The sequence below is a fragment of the Carnobacterium alterfunditum DSM 5972 genome, assembly GCF_000744115.1.
GTDB classification, from domain to species: Bacteria; Bacillota; Bacilli; order Lactobacillales; family Carnobacteriaceae; genus Carnobacterium_B; species Carnobacterium_B alterfunditum.
This window is the reverse complement of sequence record NZ_JQLG01000004.1, coordinates 664,472-680,383: the sequence shown is the minus strand read 5'-3', so window position 1 is coordinate 680,383 and position 15,912 is coordinate 664,472. Positions and strand designations below refer to the sequence as shown.

The following is a 15,912-nucleotide window of genomic DNA, read 5'->3' as shown; positions in this document are numbered from 1 at the left end:
AAGGCAAACTAGCATGAAATAGCCAACATAAATAAAGAAAGCGTTATCTTTGGAAGCAGTTCTTTTATTTGGTATGATAAAGAAAAAATAGAAGATGAAAGGTGTGAGAATCAATGAAAAAAATCTTAGGAGCTTATCCTACACTTGAAAAAACAACAGCAAAAGTTGAACGGTTGCAAAAGGAAGGCTATAGATCTGATAATATTACGGTAGTGGCAAAAGAAGAAAAAATCAAGGCTATTAAAGATCATATTATTGCAGAATTTGAGGCCGTTACAACTGAAGAGGAGCCAGATTCGATATGGGAAAAAGTAAAACAGGTTTTCTCAAATGATGAAGATGATCCACTTAAAAAATATGGTTTTAATAAAAAGCAAACAGAAGACTATACGAAAGCTATCAAAAATGGGGAATATGTAGTGATCATTGATGATGAAACAGAGCCCTCAAGTTATGATCAAGAAAAGCGCACCGTCCCTATAACGCCGACTATAAATAATAGTGTTCCTGGATTTGGCGCAGGTCCTATCATTCCTGGTGTTGTAAAGAAATCTGGAGCGGCAAAAGACGATTCTAGTGAAGATAAAAATCCCTGATTCAAATCGATATCTTAGATATAGAAGATAAGCTGGAAAATAGTTAAGTATAACTAAAAATGCAAAGGTAAAAAATTAGGCTGTATAATTTTTGGTGTTGATAGATTTAATCTAATGGCATTACTTACCCAAAATTTATGGAGGAATAGGGTTGCTTGTAGCCATGTAGAGGATTCAATGTGAATCACACAACGTTGGCGCTTCAGCGATTACGGTGTGTTTGAAGCTTGAAAGCCGGAAGATTTTTTTTAGGCTTCAGGCGTTCCCTTGGCTCTCCACAAGCAAACCCGTCCATTCCAGAAGAAATTTTTTTGAAACATCCACACCATTTGTTTTAGAACCAAAAGTTATAAGAGTGGTTACGTGCATTTTGTTTCCTCTCAGACCTAACAGAGTTACACGAATTGTGTGACTCTGTTAATGCATCATAAAAACTTTGAAAAGAATAGTTTTTAAATGGTCTGATTTGTCAAATTAAGCTATACAAAATATCTTCATCCATGTAACTCATAAAAACTTCCAGCGGTGTTTGGTAATTTAATGACTTTCTTGGAATTATATTCCGTTTGTGTGCAACAGACGATACGAAAGCCTGATCAACTTCGTTGAAATCCATTTCTTTTGGCAATCCATCTTTTCGAAGAAGCCCATTAGAATTCTCGTTTAAAGCTCGTTGTGAAGGCGTTCCAGGGTCAGCGAAGTAGATAGCGACATCATGCTGGTTGCACAAAGATTTCCAGTTGGAGAACTCCTTACCGCAATCAAAAGTAATTGATTTGAATAATTTTTTTGGTATGGATTGGAACCATTGATTCATAGCACTCTCAATGTCGCAGGCTTTACGCCCTTTGGGCTTTAAGGTAATGATAGCTTTCGATAAAATCTCTACTAGAGTAATGACCGCACTTTTGTGGCGGACACCTACAATGGTATCTCCTTCGATATGACCAAATTCTTCTTTAAATGTTGGATAATCTATTATTCTTTCAGAGATATTTCGTTTATAAGCTTGTCTACCTCTACGTTCTTGATGTCCGTTAGGCTTTCTTTTCCCTTTCATTGGAAGGGTAGCTTCATCGAATGTTTTTTCTTTAAATTGTCTATAAAGTGTTCGTACGGAACAGTCTATTGTCATTTCTTTACGGCCAATAATGACATCAGGCGTCCAGCCTTCAGCTACTTTTTCCTTGATATAAAGATGTTGTTCTTCTGGTAAAACAACTTTTTCGCGTCCACACTGCTTCTTGTTTTTCTTATACCGTAGGTAATACTCGAAAGCTGTATGTCCTGCTCTGAAGAACCTGATAACATTATTAATCGGTGTTCGAGTACGATTCAAGTAAGCAGCTATTTTAGCAACTGGAATACCTTGATGGTAATAAGCTTCTATCATCACTAGTTCATCCATGGTAATATGGGTATAGGTCATTTGTGATCACTCCTTGTTTTCTATGGTTGGAAATACAATTAGAGTGTATCACGAATGGCTTTTTTATTTGTATAGCTTAATCTTACAATCCACGTGGAATAAAAAAGTCAAAAATCTAATCAATTTAATGGTCCAATCAATTAGGCAACAATCAGGTATATGATACTATTTTCTTATAATCAAAATGTTTGAAAAGTGCTTTGCTTTAAAGGAGAGAAGGGGTAGCTAGTGTTAGTTAAGTATAGAAGTAGCCATAACAAAGTGGCTCAAGGTTTACTATCGCTTATGCCAAAAGAGCAGGGATTAAAACACCTCCAACTAACGATGCAACGCTATCAACAAGATCCTAACTGGGAAATGTATTTGTGGAAAGAAGATGAAAAATATATTGGAATAATAGGAATCAGCCTCCAAAAAGATGGGTTTTTGATCCAACATTTAGCTGTTATCCCTTCATTTCGCGGAGAAGGAGTAGGAAAGGCCATGATAAGTGAAATTCAAAAAATATATAGCGAATACAGAATGACTGCTATTGTTGAGATAGAAGCCTTTATAGATGCTGTCTATTAGACAAATAAAAAGAAAAAAGTCATTATTTGCAGCTGGAAATAATGGCTTTTTAGGTCCTACAATTTTTGGTGATGATGAATCAATCCTATTCCAATGGTGTATTGTCTTGACAATTTTAAACGAATAACTCATGCTGAATAAAAAGAATAGGTTAGTGTGAAAGGAAAAAAATGAATCCATTATTTAGAATCGTATTAAAATTAGTATCTTCACCAAAAATAAACATGCAAGAAGATTATCTCTGGGTACGAAAAGTGCAGCAATTCTTTTCGTCAAAACCAAAAAGAGGGTATCGAATATTAGATAAGAAAATTTATTCGGAGGATCGATCACATGATATCCCAGTACGCATTTTTTATCCAAAGGAACCTTTAAATGAAGATGTTTTAGTTTTCTTTCATGGAGGGGGATGGGTAATCGGGGATATCGATACTTATACAACAGCTTGTACAAATATGGCTGACTTAACAGGAAGAGTAGTGTATTCAGTCGATTACCGGCTAGCTCCAGAGTACCCGTATCCATCTGGCTTAGAAGATTGCTACCGAATCGCAGAAACCTTAATGACTCATCTGGAACTAAGCGGATCCATGGAGGCTTCACAAATCACGTTGATCGGAGATTCAGCCGGCGGGAATTTAGCAGCTGCCGTTTCTTTATTGTTGAGGGACAGAGGAAAAGCAGTCCCAACTAAGCAAATTTTACTTTACCCAGTCACTTATTGGAACCATACAGAGAGTTCTCCGTTTGAATCCATTCGTACAAATGGGTATGAATATGGCTTGACAGCCAAAAAAGTTCAAGAATATATGGAGATGTATGAACCTGATCCAGCTAACCGTAAGAATCCTTACATCTCGCCGCTGATGGCAAAAGATTTAAAAAATCAGCCTAAAACATTGATCATTACAGCGGAATTTGATCCATTACGCGATGAAGGCGAAATGTATGGAATAGCTTTAAGAGAAGCCGGAAATGATGTAGTCATTCAGCGAATCGGAGGAGCAGTACATGGCTTCATTACCTACCCTAAATTCGCGGTACCAGTGACAGCTGCTTATCAGGCTATAAATAATTTTTTAAACGAAAAGTAAACTAAAAAGGCGAATTTTAGTAGAGTGAAGGGGAAATAATATGAAACGGAAAAATTGGGTTCGTCTTGATAATGCGTCTAATATTTTTCTCGCGTCCATGACTGATTTTGATACGAAGGTCTTTCGACTGAGTGCAACTATGGAAGAAGCCATTGATCCAATATTATTGCAACTAGCATTAGACAAGAACTTTGAAGCCTATCCGCTCTATCATAGTGTCTTACGACGAGGTGTATTCTGGTACTATTTAGAAGAAAGTGATTTGAAACCGCAAGTCTTATTGGATGAACAACCTCCTTGTTCTCAATTGTATCATTTTGATCGTAAAGAATTGCTGTTCCGAGTAGTATATTATCAAAATCGAATTCATTTGGAAGTGTTTCATGCTTTGTCAGATGGAACGGGAGCGATGTGGTTTTTTGAAGATTTGTTGAGTGAATACGTTCTCCTTCAAAATGATTTTATCTCTGCTGAAACAAACAAGGAAAGTTCCCAGTCAGAGCGCGCTATAGAGGGTGCACATACAGATAGTTTTATCCATCACTTCCGTCATAAAGGACAACGCACCTATGCAGAAGCCGCGCAGTCTTCTATCCGTAAATTAACGGGTGCAAGTAAGACAGCTGGTAAATTTGCACTAGAATATGGAAAAAAAGCTATGCGGTATGAAATGACCAATCAAGAAAATAAAAAGAAGCGAAAGAAAGTTTATCAAATAAAAGGCAAGCGAACAATTGATAATCGGACGCATGTCGTTGAATTAAATATGTCGGTTCAACCGGTGTTGAAATTAGCACATGAACAAAACGCTTCGCTTACAATTTATTTAACGGCATTATTCATCGAAGCCATCCAGAAAACGAACCCTGTTGTAGAAGACGGGATGACAATAGCGGTATCGGTTCCAGTCAACTTGAGGAAATTTTATGATTCAACTTCTGCTCGAAACTTTTTTAGTACTACGCATTTGGAATATACGTATGAGCCGTCAGAGGAAACAAATTTAGCGGTTATTTGTAAGACACTTAAAGAACAATTGCAGCAACAACTTAGTCCAAATAGTTTAGAAACACGATTAAACAAATTGATTGCCTATGAATTTAATCCTATTACGCGTGTAATTTTTAGACCTGTCAAGGATGGTATTTTAAAAGTGATCAATTACTTTAACAATCGCGGGTTAACTTTTGCAATGTCTAATTTAGGAAGCGTTCAATTACCTCAATCAATCGATGATAAGGTGCATCAATTTTATTTTCAAACGTCTGCCGTAAGACCGCAGTTTTGTGTCATCAGTCACCAAGACTATTTATCTATTTGTTTAAATTCGCCATTCGTCGAAACCACATTGTATAAACAATTTGTTAGAGATTTAACCGCTCTGGGGGTACCTATAACTATTTCAGCTAATAGAATAGATGGTTTAGAATTGAGAGGTGAAGAAGAGTGAGATATTGCCAAGAATGTAAGGTGTCTGTTAATGGCGATTGGTTAAATTGTCCTCTTTGTCATCAACCATTGGAAAAGGTTTCTGAAATACCAACACCTAATCCTTATCCAGATATCCCGTTACGTTTTAATAAGCAACAAGTTTTGCGTATTTTGACGAGTATTTCTATTGCGACTATCAGTATATCTCTTATCATTGAACTGTTCTTTTTGAATTCAACCAGAGGCCTCAACATTATTTCTTTTGGTATTGTAAGTATGTGGCTAGTTGTTTTGATTATTATTCGCAAACGCCGAAACATTGCTAAAAGTATCGTCTATTTGATTATTTCCTTATCTTTATTAAGTATCTATTGGGATTATGTAGAGGGATGGTCAGCTTGGTCAACCACTCATGCGGTGCCGATGATTTGCATTTTTGCACTTATCGCTATGTATATCGCGGTTCGTTTGGTGAAAGTAGAAGTCGAAGATTATATTCTATATTTGTTGTGTGCAGCGCTGATTGGTTTGATCCCAGCTGTTTTTCTTTTCTTTGATTGGGTAACAAATCCTTTACCAGCATGGCTGTCAATAGGATTGAGTACCGTTATGCTGATCGTCAATTTTATTTTTTATCGAGCAGAAGTGCTGAGAGAGTTGAAAAAAAGGATGATGGTCTAATCTTTTAAAATTTGGCTAGTTTCTATGATTTTTAGAATCGTGGATTGTAAGATTAAGCTATACAAATAAAAAAGCCATTCGTGATACACTCTAATTGTATTTCCAACCATAGAAAACAAGGAGTGATCACAAATGACCTATACCCATATTACCATGGATGAACTAGTGATGATAGAAGCTTATTACCATCAAGGTATTCCAGTTGCTAAAATAGCTGCTTACTTGAATCGTACTCGAACACCGATTAATAATGTTATCAGGTTCTTCAGAGCAGGACATACAGCTTTCGAGTATTACCTACGGTATAAGAAAAACAAGAAGCAGTGTGGACGCGAAAAAGTTGTTTTACCAGAAGAACAACATCTTTATATCAAGGAAAAAGTAGCTGAAGGCTGGACGCCTGATGTCATTATTGGCCGTAAAGAAATGACAATAGACTGTTCCGTACGAACACTTTATAGACAATTTAAAGAAAAAACATTCGATGAAGCTACCCTTCCAATGAAAGGGAAAAGAAAGCCTAACGGACATCAAGAACGTAGAGGTAGACAAGCTTATAAACGAAATATCTCTGAAAGAATAATAGATTATCCAACATTTAAAGAAGAATTTGGTCATATCGAAGGAGATACCATTGTAGGTGTCCGCCACAAAAGTGCGGTCATTACTCTAGTAGAGATTTTATCGAAAGCTATCATTACCTTAAAGCCCAAAGGGCGTAAAGCCTGCGACATTGAGAGTGCTATGAATCAATGGTTCCAATCCATACCAAAAAAATTATTCAAATCAATTACTTTTGATTGCGGTAAGGAGTTCTCCAACTGGAAATCTTTGTGCAACCAGCATGATGTCGCTATCTACTTCGCTGACCCTGGAACGCCTTCACAACGAGCTTTAAACGAGAATTCTAATGGGCTTCTTCGAAAAGATGGATTGCCAAAAGAAATGGATTTCAACGAAGTTGATCAGGCTTTCGTATCGTCTGTTGCACACAAACGGAATATAATTCCAAGAAAGTCATTAAATTACCAAACACCGCTGGAAGTTTTTATGAGTTACATGGATGAAGATATTTTGTATAGCTTAATTTGACAAATCAGAAATTGATAAAAAACAGCTTTCCCAAAAACATTTCTTTCGAAATTTTGGCTCTACGTCAAATGGTGTGGATGAGCTAAATTTAGTTGGAAATAACGTCTTGTTTAAGCAGCGTGAGAGAATCTTCTCGCGCTGCTTTTTTTTGCTTTAAAACTAATCAAAATACGACATCTAAAGTTCTGAAAATTCCGATAACCATAAGCAACCCGTTTGATGACTTTTATTTTATTGATTGACCCTTCTAAAGCACCGTTAGAATAGGGATACATAAAAGTATGTTTTATCCTAGGCAAGTGTTTACGCAGGGTTTTAAGGGCAGTCTGCATAAAAGGAGATAACTCTTTAGGAGAAGCCTTAAGTACAAGGTCTTTAAACCCTTTATAGTCATTTTTTTTAGAATAATAAAGAAGATTTTGATACAAATCATACGTCGCTTTAAGAGTCTCGTCGAGCGTAAGTAGGTAGTCGATGATTTCTGTATTCGGTAAAGGTTTTTTAAAGAGTCGTTGATAGCGGTAATCCTTAAAATTTAAGTCGTCTGAATCCTTTAACAGGAGTTGCCAGTACCTTTTAAATTTTCTGTAATTCTTTAAATCTTCTGAATTAGAGGTATGGAATTGTTTCATTGTTTGAACTCTGGTTTGATTCAACGAGCGTGATATCAACTGAACGATATGGAAACGGTCAATGATCACTTTAGCATTAGGAAAGAGATCTTTAACTAATGTAAAGTAGGCCGCGTTCATGTCTACGACAATCGTTTTTACGTTCATCCTCGTCTTATAGGGATAGCGAAGAAAGTGACGGCGTAAAGCTAGTAGCAGCCGAGTTGGCAAGATATCGATTGGTTCATGTGTGTCTGCATTCGAATAAATAAAGCTCATTTTTCCTTCGACGTTTTTAACGGATTGAAATTCATCGAAAGAGAGGTGTTGCGGCAAGGATTTGAAGGTATTTTTAACAGACTGATTGAGTTGTTTCAAGACTCTGTCTACAGTGGTAGGAGAAACAAAATGCCGTTTAGACAGGTCTTTTATAGAAATAGTGTCGGCTAATTCAACCGCGATAGACTGTTTGACCCGTTTAGCGATGAAGCAACCTTCTTCAATTTCAGGAGAACGTGCAACAAAGGTAACACCGCATGCTCTACAAAGAAACCGCTGCTTCTTTAATCGAATAGACGTTGCATAATGAGTCGAACTGACCCATTTAACCCTAGAGGTTAAATACCCATTCTTTACAATAGAGTAGGCGTGGTTCTTCATCCCACAACACTCACAGTGAGTGGGTTTGTACGTTAAAGTGGCATAGAAAACTTTTGATCTGAACCCTTTGATTCGTTTCTCCTCGCAAAATTTTTCATCAAAAAAGATATTTTTATCTTTTAAATCAAGTGCAGTTCGGATACAATTATTATGAGACATATGAATTTTCCTTTCTAGTGGGTTGTCGTGACTTTATTCTAACTGGAAAATTCATTTGTTTCTATTTTTTTATGATGAATTGTAATATTAAGTGCAACACCCAAGACGAAATAAAAGAAACCCATGACGTCCTCGTATAGAATGAAGTTACCACACTACCATTCGATTGGAGGAGTTGTCATGAGCTACACTCATTTTACCATAACCGAACGTTCCAAAATAGAAGTCTATCTTGAACTTAAGATGTCCATTCGTACAATTGCGAAAAAGCTAAATCGCTCTCCCTCGTCCGTTTCTAGAGAATGCCAACGAAACCCAAACTACCAAGCGGAAAAAGCTCAAACATCTTATAATCAAAGGAAAGCTGCCTGCGGGGCTCATTCTAAACTAACAGCCTCGCTAAAAATAGTTATCCAAGAAAAGTTGGATCAAACGTGGTCTCCAGAACAAATTAGTGGCCGTTTACTTCAAGGATCCTTGACCTTCAAAACCATTTACCGCTGGATTTATGCCGGTTTGCTTGACGTGCCTTTGACGGTCTTGCGTCAGAAAGGGAAGCGTCAAAAACCAAAGGAAACAAGAGGTCGATTTGTTGTCGGCACACCGATTTCCAAACGGCCAAAAGAAATCAGAAAACGCACGACTTTTGGTCATTGGGAGTTGGATACTGTTGTCTCAGGTCGTGGTCAAGCGAAGGGCTGTGTTGCCACCTTTGTAGAACGTCAAACCCGTTGGTATAAAGCCATTCTTATACCGGATCGTTCCGCAAAGTCAATGGAGCGAGCCATTCGAACTCTTCATGCTCTTTATCCACGAGAAGCCTTTCAAAGCTTTACAACGGATAGAGGAAAAGAATTTGCCTGTTATACCGTGATTGAATCAGAGTTGAACATTCCAATGTACTTCGCTGATGCGTACGCTGCTTGGCAGAGAGGAAGTAATGAAAATAGTAATGGCCTTTTCAGGGAGTTTTTCCCAAAACGAACGAATTTTGATACCATTCTCACAGAGGAAGTTGAAGAAGCTCTTTCCTTGATTAATAATCGGCCCAGAAAATGCCTGGACTGGAAAACACCATACGAAGCGTTTATGGAAAAGGTGTTGCACTTAATTTGACAAACCGTCTTATAAAAAAATAGGTGCGAATGAATTTCTTCATCCACACCAAAAATTATACAGCCGAAATTTTTTGGAAGAGCTGTTTTTTAAATTTTTAGTTTTTAGCTTTTTATTTATCTGCAGCATGATCTACAAGTGTGAAGAAAACAGATCAAGTATTGATTTAAGTTTAAGAGATATCAGAAAGCTGTTTTTGCATCTCTAACAAATCGATACGACGAACTTCTCTTGGTAAAAAGCGACGAATATCATCATCGTTGAATCCAATTTGCAATTTTTTATCGTCAATTAAAATAGGTCTACGAATCAAACTTGGATTTTGTTGGATCAATGCCAACACTTCAGATAATGAGAAGTCATCTAGTGAAATATTTAAATTTTGGAAAGCTTGCGAACGGTATGAGATAATATCTTCTGTCCCATTTTCTGTCAGACGTAAAATGGCTTTTAATTCTGAAATAGTCAAACTTTCGTTGAAAATATTTTTTTCAATAAAAGATAGATTATTTTCCTCTAGCCATGATTTTGCTTTACGGCATGAAGCCGAGCTAGGTGTTGTATACAAAGTAATCATTATATCCACTCTCCTAATTAGAGTTAAACTAATTAATAATTTATAAAATAAAATTAAAAATCAATTGTAAGTAGTATGTTACTATGAATATGTACAAAACGCAACACTAAATGTCATTTAAAGTTCACATTTATGTGACATTTAGACTAATTCAACAAAAAAATAACAAGATATTAGAAGGCTATAAATTTCATTTACAATACCCCATGTGTTAATCTGATAAAAAGAAGATAGTAAAGCTAAAGGAGGTAAACAAGATGAAAGTAGCCGTTATCGCAGCAACAGGAAGAGCAGGAAGTTTGATTGCAGAAGAAGCAAAAAATAGAGGGCATAAAGTGACTGCAATTGTAAGAAACGCAGAAAGATTAGCAGATAAAGATTTGAAAGTAGTAGAAAAAAATCTTTTTTCTTTGACTTCAGAAGATTTGAAAAAATATGACGTCGTTGTTAATGCTTTTGGTACAGGCATGGAGCAAGAACAAGCTGTGAAACATGTACAATTTGGCAAAATTTTAATTGAAGCATTAAAAGGAGCACCTGATACAAGATTGATCGTTGTAGGTGGAGCAGGAAGTTTGTATGTCAACGCAGCAAAAACACTTCGAGTAATGGATACGCCAGACTTGCCAACCTTTTTTAAACCGACAGCAATCAATCAAGCTAAAAATCTAGAGGATTTAAAAGAATCAGTTGGTATAAAATGGACTTTTGTCAGCCCTGCCTTAGATTTTGATGCTACCGGTAAGCGAACGGGTGCTTACCAAGTCGGGACGGACCAAGTAATTGTCAATTCAACTAATCAAAGTTACATCAGTTATGCTGACTTTGCTATTGCGATCGTTGATGAGATCGAGCAGGCAGCACACGTTAATGAACGCTATACAGTAGTTTCAGAAGTTGAATAGTTTTTAAAGTAAACGCATACAAAAACTGGAACATATTCTTTGAATAAGCATACTTGGTATGTCATAATAAATTAAAAATGGAGGGATGCAATTGTGGCTGATGAGCGTGATAAAGCTTTAAAAATTATTGAAAAAAATAATATAGGAACGATGTCTACTGTTTCAGATGGTAAACCTGTATCTCGTTATATGACTTTTTTTAATGAAGGATTCATTCTGTATACATTAACAGACAAGCGAACACATAAAGTGAAAGAATTAGAAAAAAATCCCTATACGTTTATTTTATTGGGCTATGACTCTGGTATGTTGAATACTAACTATGTTGAAATAGCAGGCCAGGTCTCTATCATTGATGATCGAGCGATGATCGAACATCTTTGGAGCCCCTATATGAAGCTTATCTTTGAAGGGAAAGATGACCCGAATATCGTTGTTTTAAAAATCCAACCAGACACCGTTGCCCTCAGAGGAACAAAAAATCCTGAAGTGCTTTCAATCTATTTAAATTGAATAAAAAGATAAAAAAAGGGATAAAAAGCGACTGCTTTTTATCCCTTTTTTTATTTAATTCAAGTCAACTAAATGATAATCAGCTGATTCAAGACGACTTACTAATGGACTTTGAAGATCAGGTGCAATGAAATATAACTCGTGCATAGCACGACTGCAGATAGTATAAGCAGTCGATAAATCATTGGAAGAAGTAGGAGTCGAATAATGGAAAAGAGCAAATACGCTGTCGAATTCCAATCCTTTAGCTAACTGAACAGGGATAACAATAACAGGGTAATGACTATTATCAGTATCTTTCAACACTAAATTGCTTTCAATGCCATTATTTGTTAACTCTTGATAGAAACGTTCTGCTTCTGCATAATTTTTACTGATAAAAGCTGTACGGAAACCAGCTTTTTGATTTTCAGCAATTTTTGTTTTCACGTAATCCAAGTAATGATCATTATCAGTAGTTAAAATTAATTCTGGTTTTTTTCCTTCACGAAAATTAGGTTCCGCTACAGAATTTTCTTCTAAAAAGCGATTTGAGAATTGAATGATCTCATTTGTCGAACGGTAGCTCGTTAACAACTGATATCGTTGAAAAGAATTTCCAGCGAAAATAGCATCTAAATCATTAAAAGAGATACGTTTCATTAGGATATTTTGGTTTAAGTCACCGCTCAAAACAAAGTAGGCAGTTGGGTAAAAATCTTTTAGCATTTGTAATTGGAATGGAGAGAAGTCTTGCACTTCATCTAAACAAATGTATTTAAATTTTGTGCTGCTGATCGGTCCATGCATCAATTGGAACAGGCTGTAAAAGGCATCCAAGTCTTCTAACACTAATTCTTTATGGGCCATATTCGTGACAACTTGTTGGATATGCTCTGTCCACATGTCATCATCAATTGAAAAGTCTGCTAAAGAAAGCAATTTTGGTACAGTTTTTAAGAAATGGATGTATTGATGCTGGCAGCGAATGAAGGTTAATCTTTTAATTCTTTTAACGACTGGTGAATAAGCTGTTTCTAGGATCGAATCAATCAAAGTTTCTTCAGCCTTTTGTTCGTTTTTTGATTCGCTTTCGTATTGGCGCAACTCACTGTCAGACATTGAAAGCAAAGCATCTTCGACCCAATTAGCTGTTCTTTGCGTCTGTTTAAATTGAGCTATTTTTTGAAGCAACAATGTTTGAAGCAAGGCCAACTTACTAGCTAAGGTACCCTCACTTTCGATACTGTAAAACAATTCTTTGATTTCTTCTTTTGAAATGATGATTTCATCTTGGAAGGATAGCGAAGAAAAACGCATAAAGTTCGATTTTAATCGATCAGTATAGTCTTTTAACGCCTCTGAAAATTGTAGGCTCCCTTTTAATAAAGTGACGTCAGACAACTCTTCATCTTGATTAGAAATGAGCGTGTATTTTGGAACTCTTTGATTCATAAATTCGGGGAAAGTGTGACTCGTCACATTCAGTTCACCTAATTCAGGCAAAACTTGAGAGATATAGGTTTGGAAAATCTTATTGGGTGAGAATAGGATGATTTCAGATGCTTTTAACTGATCTCTGAACGTGTAAAGCAGATATGCGATTTTTTGCATCAAAACAACCGTTTTTCCAGATCCGGCAACACCTTCGATCAAAGTGATCTTTGCAGAAGTTTCTCGTACGATTTGATTTTGTTGTTTTTGCAGCGTCGAAATAACAGCACCCATTTGATAAGTGGATCGGTCTTCTAAGGCTTCAAGCAAATAAGGGTCACCCATTATATTATCTGTATCCAATAGTTGGATGATCTTTGCTTGGCGAATTAGAAATTGGCGTTTCAATTCAATCAAAAGCGCTAATTTCTCTTCTCCAATTTTCAAAGAGATCGTGTCGCCTACATTGCCTTCATAATAAAGCGAAGCAATGGGAGAGCGCCAATCGACTACTAAATTATCATATTCGTCAAAGACAGAACTAATGCCAATATAGATAGTTTCCTTACCAAGTTCATCTTCGTAATCGATTCGCCCAAAGTAAGGATCATTGACCATTTTTTCTAATGCCATGACGCGATTTTGGTTTTTAAGCAGTGTTCTACTACGAATCATTAAATCTTGTTCGATCGAACGCAATTCGCCTGCTGATTCCCACATACTTTCACTTGAACCTTGATTGATCTTGATTTCACCGGATTCTTTTAAACGCATTTTTTGTATTTCACTATCGTTTGCTACGGTTTGTTTTAATTGATTCAGTTCAGTTTGAATTTGTTTTACAACGGTTTGGACACGTTGTTGTTCCATAGATAGACTGTTTTTCAATGAAATAAGCTCCTTTCAAAAGCCGAAAAGTAAAGAGGGATTATCCAACTCATTTTAAACGCAATTAGCAGTATACCATCCAAATAGTTTGATTGCTAGAAAAGAGATTGATTCTATTTTAAAGAATGCATTTTATACAAGAATAGCTGTTATTTAAATACTTAAGTCAACTGATTTTTTTGTTAGTGATAGAGAAGAAGTTTAGCAACCTTTCCATCAGTAGTGTTATACTAGACGAGTAATTTATCAAAAAAAATCAACTGATAGTAACCAATAAAGGAGCTTGATAAAATGGCACAAGAAGAATTGAAAAACAGATCTGAGGTCTCCGAAGCATTAACGTGGGATCTCACAGGTTTATACCCAACTAAAGAAGCCTTTGAAGCTGCAGTAGAAGATATGAAAGCAGCGGTCAAGCAATTCAGTACGACTTATGAAGGAAATTTAACGGATGCTAAAATGATCTGCACGGCTTTAAAACAATACAGTGAAATCATGCAAACGGCAGACTGGACAAATCATTATGCCTTTTTACCAGCTGCTACTGATTTGACCAATCCTGAAAATACCCAATTGTCTCGTTCCATGGACAATGTATTAGCAGAAATTGGTGCTCAATTATCCTTTTTTGATTCTGAATTAAAAGCAGTGGATACGACTGTTTTAGACCAAGTTGAAAAAGAAGAACCTCAATTTGCGTCTTTTATTCGTCACATCAAAGAAGACAAATCAATTCAATTGGACCCTAAAGTTGAAAAAGCCTTAGCACAACTTTCACCAGTCCTTGGTGCACCTGAAGCCATATACGAACAAGCACGCTTGGCAGATATGGATTTTGGAACATTTAATGCTGCTGGGAAAGACTACCCATTGAGTTTTGTCTTATACGAAGACTTGTACATGTATCATGCAGACACTACTATTCGACGTGCAGCATTTGATAAATTTTCAGCAGTCCTTAGCGATTACCAAAATGTTGTAGCAGCAGCTTATTATACACAAGTCCAAAAAGAAAAAACAATTGCTACTATGCGTGGTTTTGATTCAGTTATTGACTATCTTTTGTACGATCAAGAGGTTGACCGCACATTATACAACCGTCAAATCGACAGCATTATGAATGATCTAGCTCCTGTTATGCAAAAGTACATCAGCCATGTGAAAGAAGTAAATGGGTTGGACAAAATGACCTATGCTGATTTGAAAATCGACTTGGATGCCGATTATTCATCAAAAATCACGGTTGAGCAGTCAAAAGAGGTCGTAGTAGATGCACTGAGTGTCTTAGGGCAAGATTACGTTGATCGGATCATGAAAGCTTATCCAGAACGCTGGGTAGATTTTGTTCAAAATAAAGGGAAATCGACTGGTGGATTCTGTACGTCTCCATATGGCAAACACCCTTATATTTTAATGTCATGGAACAACCAATTATCTGACGTTTACACATTGATCCATGAGATAGGACATGCTGGTCAAGGGATGCTCTCTGGCGAAAACAATGCCCTTTTAGGATCAGAACCATCGCTTTACTTGATTGAAGCTCCATCAACATTCAATGAATTATTATTAACAGAATCTTTAAGACGCAAAAGTGATGCTCCTCGTGAACAACGCTTTGCCTTGTCTAATATGATTTCTAACACGTACTTCCATAACTTCATTACACATTTATTGGAAGCTGCTTATCAACGAGAAGTTTATCAACTGATCGATGAAGGCAAAAGTTTCGATGCAGCGGCATTAAGCGACATTAAACGATCTGTATTGAATAAATTCTGGGGAGATGCAGTTGAAATCAATCCAGGAGCAGAATTAACGTGGATGCGCCAAAGCCATTATTATATGGGATTGTATTCTTACACATACTCTGCCGGGTTAACGATCGCGACTCAAGCATTTTTACGCATCAAAGAACTGGGCCAACCAGCAGTAGAAGAGTGGTTGGAATTCCTAGCTTTAGGTGATCAATACCGTCCAGCTCCAGCTGCTAAAATTGCAGGTGTTGACATCACGACTGATAAACCTTTATCTGATACGATCCACTATTTAGATGAATCCGTTGATAAGATCATTGCATTGACCAAAGAGATTACGATTTAAACTTCATCCGCAAAAAGAACAAGTTTGTCTAAATCATTAGCAGAAGACTCAGCTCCATTTTTGATGGTTTCTTT

General features: G+C 36.6%; 14 protein-coding genes. 10 read left to right on the top strand and 4 right to left on the bottom strand.

Features of this window, described 5'->3' with window-relative positions; genetic code table 11:
* Nucleotides 1-113 precede the first annotated feature (113 nt).
* Nucleotides 114-596 (top strand): general stress protein, encoded by a 483-nt coding sequence (locus BR50_RS03670; RefSeq protein WP_034546368.1) that lies wholly within the window; start codon nucleotides 114-116, stop codon nucleotides 594-596.
* A 469-nt stretch (nucleotides 597-1,065) separates the two neighbouring features.
* Here the strand turns inward: BR50_RS03670 and BR50_RS03665 are convergent, their stop codons facing one another.
* Nucleotides 1,066-2,025 (bottom strand): IS30 family transposase, encoded by a 960-nt coding sequence (locus BR50_RS03665; protein WP_034546336.1) that lies wholly within the window; start codon nucleotides 2,023-2,025, stop codon nucleotides 1,066-1,068.
* 228 nt (nucleotides 2,026-2,253) lie between these two features.
* Between BR50_RS03665 and BR50_RS03660 the strand changes: the two genes are divergently transcribed.
* The 5 genes from BR50_RS03660 (at nucleotide 2,254) to BR50_RS03640 (ending at nucleotide 6,893) form a co-directional block, all read left to right on the top strand.
* Nucleotides 2,254-2,595 (top strand): GNAT family N-acetyltransferase, encoded by a 342-nt coding sequence (locus tag BR50_RS03660; RefSeq protein ID WP_034546366.1) that lies wholly within the window; start codon nucleotides 2,254-2,256, stop codon nucleotides 2,593-2,595.
* Between the two features lie 170 nt (nucleotides 2,596-2,765).
* Entirely contained in the window at nucleotides 2,766-3,689 is a 924-nt protein-coding gene (locus BR50_RS03655; RefSeq protein ID WP_034546365.1) for an alpha/beta hydrolase, read from the top strand.
* Nucleotides 3,690-3,729: 40 nt separating this feature from the next.
* A complete protein-coding gene (locus tag BR50_RS03650; protein WP_034546363.1) occupies nucleotides 3,730-5,139 on the top strand; it encodes an alcohol acetyltransferase in 1,410 nt (469 codons plus the stop codon).
* Nucleotides 5,136-5,801, top strand: coding sequence for a DUF6320 domain-containing protein (locus BR50_RS03645; protein ID WP_034546362.1), 666 nt, complete (start codon nucleotides 5,136-5,138; stop codon nucleotides 5,799-5,801). The genes BR50_RS03650 and BR50_RS03645 overlap by 4 nt, the downstream gene beginning before the upstream one ends.
* Nucleotides 5,802-5,933: 132 nt before the next feature.
* Nucleotides 5,934-6,893 (top strand): IS30 family transposase, encoded by a 960-nt coding sequence (locus BR50_RS03640; RefSeq protein WP_034546336.1) that lies wholly within the window; start codon nucleotides 5,934-5,936, stop codon nucleotides 6,891-6,893.
* Between the two features lie 110 nt (nucleotides 6,894-7,003).
* On the opposite strand, the gene BR50_RS03635 is transcribed toward BR50_RS03640, so the two are convergent.
* Nucleotides 7,004-8,323: an ISL3 family transposase gene (locus BR50_RS03635; protein ID WP_034545665.1), complete on the bottom strand. Its 1,320-nt coding sequence runs from the start codon at nucleotides 8,321-8,323 to the stop codon at nucleotides 7,004-7,006.
* Between the two features lie 180 nt (nucleotides 8,324-8,503).
* Here BR50_RS03635 and BR50_RS03630 point away from each other — a divergent pair, with 180 nt between their 5' ends.
* On the top strand, nucleotides 8,504-9,439 hold the full coding sequence (locus BR50_RS03630; RefSeq protein WP_034546361.1) for an IS30 family transposase: 936 nt from the start codon (nucleotides 8,504-8,506) through the stop codon (nucleotides 9,437-9,439).
* A 172-nt stretch (nucleotides 9,440-9,611) separates the two neighbouring features.
* Here the strand turns inward: BR50_RS03630 and spxA are convergent, their stop codons facing one another.
* Nucleotides 9,612-10,016, bottom strand: coding sequence for a transcriptional regulator SpxA (spxA, locus tag BR50_RS03625; protein WP_034546359.1), 405 nt, complete (start codon nucleotides 10,014-10,016; stop codon nucleotides 9,612-9,614).
* A gap of 257 nt (nucleotides 10,017-10,273) precedes the next feature.
* Here spxA and BR50_RS03620 point away from each other — a divergent pair, with 257 nt between their 5' ends.
* Together BR50_RS03620 and BR50_RS03615 are read left to right on the top strand one after the other, a co-directional pair.
* Nucleotides 10,274-10,921, top strand: coding sequence for an NAD(P)-dependent oxidoreductase (locus tag BR50_RS03620; protein ID WP_034546357.1), 648 nt, complete (start codon nucleotides 10,274-10,276; stop codon nucleotides 10,919-10,921).
* A 93-nt stretch (nucleotides 10,922-11,014) separates the two neighbouring features.
* Entirely contained in the window at nucleotides 11,015-11,434 is a 420-nt protein-coding gene (locus tag BR50_RS03615) for a pyridoxamine 5'-phosphate oxidase family protein (RefSeq protein WP_034546355.1), read from the top strand.
* 54 nt (nucleotides 11,435-11,488) lie between these two features.
* Here the strand turns inward: BR50_RS03615 and helD are convergent, their stop codons facing one another.
* A complete protein-coding gene (gene helD, locus BR50_RS03610) occupies nucleotides 11,489-13,735 on the bottom strand; it encodes an RNA polymerase recycling motor HelD (RefSeq protein ID WP_245792743.1) in 2,247 nt (748 codons plus the stop codon).
* Nucleotides 13,736-14,026: 291 nt separating this feature from the next.
* Here helD and pepF point away from each other — a divergent pair, with 291 nt between their 5' ends.
* A complete protein-coding gene (gene pepF, locus BR50_RS03605; protein WP_034546353.1) occupies nucleotides 14,027-15,838 on the top strand; it encodes an oligoendopeptidase F in 1,812 nt (603 codons plus the stop codon).
* Nucleotides 15,839-15,912: the final 74 nt, after the last annotated feature.